At 39.9% G+C, this 6,453-nt stretch carries 8 protein-coding genes; 1 reads left to right on the plus strand and 7 read right to left on the minus strand.

Annotation, left to right across the window (positions count from 1 at the left end; genetic code table 11):
• Window positions 1–40: 40 nt before the first annotated feature.
• From purF to A3EO_RS0103820, 7 genes are all read right to left on the minus strand, one after another.
• A complete protein-coding gene (gene purF / locus A3EO_RS0103790) occupies window positions 41–1,555 on the minus strand; it encodes an amidophosphoribosyltransferase (protein ID WP_018346079.1) in 1,515 nt (504 codons plus the stop codon).
• A 118-nt stretch (window positions 1,556–1,673) separates the two neighbouring features.
• Window positions 1,674–2,189 carry a CvpA family protein gene (locus A3EO_RS0103795; protein ID WP_013744914.1) on the minus strand — a complete coding sequence of 172 codons (516 nt, stop codon included), beginning with the start codon at window positions 2,187–2,189 and terminating at the stop codon, window positions 1,674–1,676.
• A gap of 180 nt (window positions 2,190–2,369) precedes the next feature.
• On the minus strand, window positions 2,370–3,023 hold the full coding sequence (locus A3EO_RS0103800) for a histidine phosphatase family protein (RefSeq protein ID WP_018346080.1): 654 nt from the start codon (window positions 3,021–3,023) through the stop codon (window positions 2,370–2,372).
• 95 nt (window positions 3,024–3,118) lie between these two features.
• Window positions 3,119–3,457, minus strand: a complete 339-nt coding sequence (gene grxD, locus A3EO_RS0103805) for a Grx4 family monothiol glutaredoxin (RefSeq protein WP_018346081.1) — start codon at window positions 3,455–3,457, stop codon at window positions 3,119–3,121.
• An 82-nt stretch (window positions 3,458–3,539) separates the two neighbouring features.
• The gene (locus tag A3EO_RS0103810; RefSeq protein WP_018346082.1) at window positions 3,540–4,292 is read right to left on the minus strand and encodes a TPM domain-containing protein; all 753 of its coding nucleotides are present in this window, start codon (window positions 4,290–4,292) and stop codon (window positions 3,540–3,542) included.
• The gene (locus A3EO_RS0103815; protein WP_018346083.1) at window positions 4,289–4,726 is read right to left on the minus strand and encodes a TPM domain-containing protein; all 438 of its coding nucleotides are present in this window, start codon (window positions 4,724–4,726) and stop codon (window positions 4,289–4,291) included. Before A3EO_RS0103815 ends, A3EO_RS0103810 begins: the two co-directional genes overlap by 4 nt.
• Before the next feature lie 12 nt (window positions 4,727–4,738).
• Window positions 4,739–5,323: a LemA family protein gene (locus tag A3EO_RS0103820; protein WP_013744919.1), complete on the minus strand. Its 585-nt coding sequence runs from the start codon at window positions 5,321–5,323 to the stop codon at window positions 4,739–4,741.
• 173 nt (window positions 5,324–5,496) lie between these two features.
• On the opposite strand from A3EO_RS0103820, the gene A3EO_RS0103825 reads away from it, so the two are divergent.
• Window positions 5,497–6,315, plus strand: coding sequence for a 5'-nucleotidase, lipoprotein e(P4) family (locus A3EO_RS0103825; RefSeq protein ID WP_013744920.1), 819 nt, complete (start codon window positions 5,497–5,499; stop codon window positions 6,313–6,315).
• Window positions 6,316–6,453 lie beyond the last annotated feature (138 nt).

The following is a 6,453-nucleotide window of genomic DNA, read 5'->3' on the forward strand; positions in this document are numbered from 1 at the left end:
AGTTTGACAAAATGAGACTGCAGAGATTTAATCCGCAATCCTATTCATTATAAATTTCTAAATTGCTTGCTTCACTTTCCTGACGTTTTTTGCTGCTATCACTGCGCATTTGTGCAATTTTATCTAAATATTCCTGTGTAATATCGCCAGTGATATATTCACCGGTAAACACCGAAGCATCAAAACTTTCAATCGCCGGATTTTCTTGACGAACTGATTCTTCTAATGCAGAGAGATCCTGATAAATCAATTTATCAACACCGATCAATTTTGCAATTTCATCAACAGTACGTCCGTAAGCAATCAATTCGTGTGAAGTCGGCATATCAATACCGTAAACATTTGGATAACGAATTTCCGGTGCTGCCGAAGCAAAATAAACTTTTTTCGCACCTGCGGCTCTTGCCATTTCCACAATTTGTTCGGAAGTGGTGCCACGCACAATAGAATCGTCCACCAATAACACATTTTTCCCTTTAAATTCAGAAGAAATGGTGTTCAATTTGCGTCGTACCGAATTACGGCGCTGTGTTTGTCCCGGCATAATAAAGGTACGACCGACATAGCGGTTTTTCACAAAACCTTGACGATAAGGTTTATTCAACACATTAGCAATTCGCAATGCAATATCATTAGACGTTTCCGGTACAGGGATAATCACATCGATATCCGCCAAAATATCACTCCATTCGGTCGCAATTTTACGTCCGAGATATTCACCCATATGCACACGTGCCGCATAAACAGAAACGCCATCGATATAAGAGTCCGGACGAGCAAAATAGACAAACTCAAAAATACAAGGTGATAATTTTGCATTGTCTGAACACTGCTTAGAGTAAAGTTTGCCGTCAAATGTGACATAAATGGCTTCACCCGGATTCACATCACGCACAAATTCAAAACCGACCGCATCCAATGCAACGGTTTCGGATGCAAACATATACTCTGTTTTTCCTTGATCTTCGCGTTTACCTAAAACCAAAGGACGGATACCGAACGGATCGCGGAAAGCAATCATTCCGTGACCAATCACCATCGCAACGCAAGCATAACCGCCACGAATATCTTTGTGTGTACGCTGAATAGCATAGAAAATATCATCTTCATCCAAATCGTGTTTATTAATTTGTTCAAGATGATAAGCCAAAATATTGAGTAATAATTCTGAATCGGAATTGGTATTAACGTGTCGGCGAGCAAGACGGAATAATTTTTCTTTCAATTCATCAGAATTGGTTAAATTACCGTTATGCACCAAGGTCAATCCATAAGGTGAATTAACATAAAAAGGTTGCGCTTCTGAAACACTGGAGCTGCCGGCGGTCGGATAACGAACGTGCCCCAAACCGGCACAGCCTTGCAAACGCAACATATGTTTTTGTTGAATTACATCACTGACCAAGCCGTTTGCTTTACGCAAGCGAAAACGATTTTCCTCATCTACGGTTACAATTCCCGCTGCATCCTGACCACGATGTTGTAATACGATTAACGCATCATAAATTGATTGATTAACGGTTGAATGCCCAAGAATTCCCACGATGCCGCACATTATTTTTTCCTCTATGATGAAGTAAGTTAGTTATTTTTCAATCCACAGAACAACGATAAAACATTGTGCTATGAACTGCTCTGACTCGGAAAAGCAAAGCCTCTCCCAAGTAAAACCGTTATACCGCCGTGAACGGTAGGCTTTCAGTCACGAGTGACATTTTAATGAAACTTGAGTGAAGCTGTAACTGGTGGAAAAACCAATCAACCACAAATCCGAAATGTGGAATTAATTTTGAGGCTTTCCACCATTCACTCTGACTGAAATTCGTAAAGGTATCCAAAAAGAACAACATTGCTGCAATAATCAATACCCCTCGTAATAAGCCGAAACACGCACCCAGAACGCGATCCGTACCACTTAATCCTGTCTTTTCAACCAGTTTTGAAATAATGTAATTGATTAAACTACAAACAATTAAGGTAACAATAAAAAGAATAACAATTGCCGTACCATTGCGTAGATATTCTGATTCTATTTGCTGGAAAAACGCGGCTAAGTAAGGATAAAAATGACTGGAGATAAAAAAAGCTATCAACCAACTGGCTAAAGATAAAACTTCTCGAACAAATCCACGAAATAAGCTAATAATTATCGAAAAAGAAATAATGCCAATAATAATATAATCGATCATTGTAAACTCTCTGTGGCGCAAAACGGCGTATATTCTACAAAAAAAGAACACGTTTGCGTAGTGCTAATTATGGGAATTCCTCAACTTTCTCCAAATTGATCGCTTTTATCATTTTTACCGCATTAAAAATAGCCGGTAGATGAAATTTTATACTTAGAATCAGCGATCAATTTTTGCTGTTTACACTTGCGGTAAGTGATCGGTGCCGTTCATTTGCACTAATTGAAACGATTGTTGCTTTGCCGATTGTTGATAATCAAAAATACTGATACTGCAATTTGCCAAACTCACACTCACACCCTCCTTACGGTGATCCTGCCAACGATGACCACCTAATAACGACAACAATAACCGTAATGTATGTCCGTGAGAAACAATCAAAATATTACCTTGTTGATGCACTTGAATAATATCCTGAATCGCTTTATATGATCGTTCAGCCAATTTTGCAAAAGGCTCACCTTGATTGTACTGTTCAATATTTTGATCGTATGCTTGCGGATATTTGACTAAATTTTGGAATGCTTGCGAAGCACGAATTTCATCAATTTGAATGCCTTCCCATTTTCCGAAAAACTGCTCATTTAATCCTTGATGTTGAAACAGTGGAATTTGCCGATCGCCTATGATGTAACGCGCAGTGTCAATAGTTCGTTGTAAACAGCTGGAATAAGCCGCCACAAAAGGTATCTGTTCTAATGCCTTGCCGGCAGCCAATGCACCGGCAACACCGGCTTCCGTTAATGCCGAATCGCCCTGCCCTTGAAGTAACCCCTTTTCATTCCATTCTGTACGTCCGTGACGTAAAAAGTAGAAAGTCAAATTTTTTTGCATTGTTTTCCCTATTTAAATTTAAAATAGCAAGCATAACCATTTTTTATGCCTTGCAGATAAAAAATTGCCCTCATCATTTAGAGGGCAAAATAAAATTAAGCTTGTTCACTTTCAGCGTGTTTAGCCGCTGTTTCCTTTAATAGCGATTGTAATTCGCCTTTTTGGAACATTTCCAACATAATATCGCAACCGCCGATTAATTCACCTTCCACCCAAAGTTGTGGGAAAGTTGGCCAATTTGCATATTTTGGTAGCTCAGCACGAATATCAGGATGTTGCAAAATATCAACATAACCGAAAGGCACTTGGCAATTCATCAACACCTCAACCGCTCTCGCAGAAAATCCGCAGGATGGAAATTTTGGTGAACCTTTCATATAGATAAGAATAGGATTTTCACTAATTTGTTGTTTAATTCTTTCAAGAGTTTCCATTATTTGACCTCAATTAAAATGGGATAAAAAGTGACGGGATTGTAACATAAGCATCACTATAAACCAATCTCACCCATATTGGTTACCAACTGCCGCCGGCACCACCGCCGCCAAAGCTGCCGCCACCGAAACCGCCTCCGCTGCTTCCGCCGCCGAAACCACCGCCATTATGATGATCAAACGGATCGCCGCCGATATAAATATTCCCCGGTCGATAATGACGGGAACGAGGGCTGACATACGTTTTGCGCTTATGACGTTCACTTAAAAAGACCACTAAAAAGAAAAATGCCACCATCAACAAAGGAATATAATCGTGGCGTTCCGGCTCTTGCAGTTGTTCAGGTTTAAACTCGCCCTGACTTGCCGCCATAATATAATTTAACCCTTGTGTAATACCGGTAGCATAGCGATTTTCGCGGAAGGCCGGTGTGATCACCTGTCTGATCACTTTGCCTAAGAAAGCATCCGGCAGCGCACCTTCCAAACCTTGTCCAGTCGCAATAAAAATTTTGCGGTCATTTTTAGCAATCAGCATCAATACGCCATTATTAAGCTGTTTTCTCCCGATTCCCCAACGATCACCCAGCGTAAACGCATAATCAGCAATCTCAATACCACCGGTTGACGGAATCATCACTACCGCAATTTGCGAACTGGTTTTCTGACTATAACTAATCAACTGCTGTTCTATTGTTTGCTGCTGTTTTTCTGTCAAAGTATGGGTGTAATCATTCAGATATCGAAATGGTTGCGGCGGTGGCGGATAACTCGCAGCAAAGGCAAATTTAATGAAAAATAGACAAAAGAACAGACAAAAAGCATATTTTTTCATTTAATCACCACTTCATTCGGTAATTCATTTTTATCATCTTCTTGATAAGGGAAATGTTGCGCCAAGCGCTCACCAATCATTGCTATCGCATTAACAATGCCTTGGGTATATTGTTTCTGTTTTGCCTGCTCGACAATCAGATCACAAGCACGCTGCCAGAAATCCGCCTCAACATATTGATCTATTCCCTGATCCCCCACAATCGCACACTGCTTAGATTGCAACGCAAGATAAATCAACACGCCGTTGCGTAATGCTGTTTTTTCCATTTCCAACTGATGAAATAGAAATGTTGCCTGCTGCAATGCACTCCGACCAGCATCCGCTTTTTTTCGTTCAACATAAACGCGTAATTCTGCCGATGTTTTCTTTTCCAAATCGGCGATCGCCTGTTCGATCACCGATTTTTGAATAGGTTGGCTAAATAATGACATCACTGTTCCTAATTAATTAAAATTGACTACAGGTGCTTTTTCTGCACCGGCATCTGCTTTGAAATAAGGTTTTTCATTAAAACCGAATAACATCGCCACCAATTTTGTTGGGAATGTACGAATTTTTTTATTGTAACTTTTAGCCGCTTCATTGAAGTTATTACGCGCAACATTAATCCGATTTTCAGTGCCTTCCAATTGGGTTTGCAATGTTAAAAAGCCCTCATTGGCTTTTAATTGCGGATAATTTTCAACTGTTGCCAATAAACGGGATAGCGCTGAACCGACTTGATTTTGTTGCGCTTGGAATTGCGCTAACTGTTCTGCTGTCATATTGGCAGGATCAATTTTTATCTGGGTTGCTTTCGCACGCGCTTCTACCACACCGGTTAGCGTTTCTTTCTCAAAATTTGCCTGACCTTTTACCGTATTCACTAAATTCGGGATTAAATCGGCACGACGTTGATATTGTGATTCTACATTCGCCCAAACAGAATCAATATCCTCTTCCGCTTGTACTAATCCGTTGTAACTTCCCATCACGGTAAAGCCAAGCACAATCGCAACTAAAATAACAATTAAGGTACTTTTTTTCATAATTTCCTCATTAAATGGATAAATAATTCGACTCATCATAACCAAATAAGTCGCAATAATAGCAACTAATCATAGATTTTGTGAGCTATGTCACAAATTCCTTGCTAATTATAAAACAAGATTAGAGTAAAATACTAAACCTCATTATCGTAAAAAACGTCAAGGAGAGAACAATGAGAACATTAAAATTGAGTATTTTGGCTATTTCTGCAGCATTGGCTTTATCTGCTTGTAGCACCCAACAAAATACGGAACAACAGGCGGCTCAACGTTTGGTTGATCAAACCACTTTTGCAGTTAACTGGGTACAACAATCCGGCGAATATCAAGCATTGGCATACCAAGCCTTTAATATTGCAAAAATCAGCTTTGATAAAGCCAAAGTACACAAAGGTAAGAAAAAAGCGGTGGTTTCCGATTTGGATGAAACATTAATCGATAACAGTGCTCACGCCGCTTGGCAGGCAAAAAATTTACAGCCTTACAGCAGTAAAGTGTGGACAAAATGGGTAAATGCTCGCCAAAGTGCTGCCGTTCCCGGTGCAGTAGAATTCGCTAATTATGTGAACAGCCACGGCGGTACAATGTTCTATGTTTCAAACCGTAAAGACAGTAATGAAAAAGTGGCTACCATTGATGATATGAAACGCCTCGGGTTCACCGGTGTCAATGATAAAACCCTATTATTGAAAAAAGATAAATCTGCAAAATCAGCACGTTTTGCCGAAATCGAAAAAATGGGCTATGAAATCGTTATGTATGTCGGTGACAATCTTAATGACTACGGTGATGCCACTTATCACAAACCGAATGCGGAACGCCGTCAATTTGTTGCCGAAAACGAAAGCAAATTCGGTAAGCAGTATATTGTGTTGCCGAACCCGAATTACGGTGACTGGGAAGGTGGCTTAGCACCTGACTACTTCAAAAAATCCGCATCTGAACAGTTAAAAATTCGTGATGCCGCATTAAAAGCGTGGGATGGTAAATAATTTCCACCAATGTGAAAAAAGGGCATTTTATCAAATGCCCTCAGACTGCTGACAAACCCATCTTTCCAAAATCATTTGATAAAAGTGGGTTTGTTTTTTTTACTTTGTCGCTTTTCTCTTGCTTTTCCTTTCAGATAA

It is taken from the genome of Gallibacterium anatis DSM 16844 = F 149 (genome assembly GCF_000379785.1).
In the GTDB taxonomy this organism is placed as follows: domain Bacteria; phylum Pseudomonadota; class Gammaproteobacteria; order Enterobacterales; family Pasteurellaceae; genus Gallibacterium; species Gallibacterium anatis.